Here is a 494-nt window from a genome sequence, read left to right as displayed (position 1 = left end):
CTTGATACCTATCGCACCGGTATCACCGTCACCCAGGTCAACGTACAGAGCGCAGCGGCACCGCGTGAAGTACAGGAAGCCTTCGATGACGTGATCCGCGCCCGTGAAGACGAGCAGCGTTCGCGCAACCAGGCTGAAACCTACGCCAACGGCGTTGTGCCGGAAGCCCGTGGTCAGGCCCAGCGCATCATCGAAGATGCCAACGGTTATCGCGACGAGACCATCTCGCGCGCCAAGGGTGAGGCCGATCGCTTCACCAAACTGGTCGCCGAGTATCGCAAGGCACCTGAAGTCACCCGCGAGCGTCTGTACCTGGACACCATGCAGGAAGTCTTCAGCAATACCAGCAAGGTCCTCGTGACCGGCAACAAGAACGGCCAGAGCAATCTGCTCTACCTGCCGTTGGACAAGATGATCCAGAACAGTTCGGGTAATGCACCGGTGACCGGTTCGGCCGCCAGCAACAACACGGACGTCACGCCGCATGTCACCGA

At 60.1% G+C, this 494-nt stretch carries 1 protein-coding gene; it reads left to right on the top strand.

The genetic code is table 11. The annotated features are described in order from the left end of the window. The coding region (hflK, locus tag J5M56_RS24625; protein ID WP_207938014.1) for an FtsH protease activity modulator HflK at positions 1-494 on the top strand (494 nt) is incomplete at both ends.

Origin of the sequence: Pseudomonas sp. 51_B, from assembly GCF_017491595.1 — a bacterium.
Classification (GTDB): Bacteria; Pseudomonadota; Gammaproteobacteria; order Pseudomonadales; family Pseudomonadaceae; genus Aquipseudomonas; species Aquipseudomonas promysalinigenes.
The sequence above is the reverse complement of the archived record's forward strand: the minus strand, read 5'-3'. Positions and strand labels throughout refer to the sequence as shown.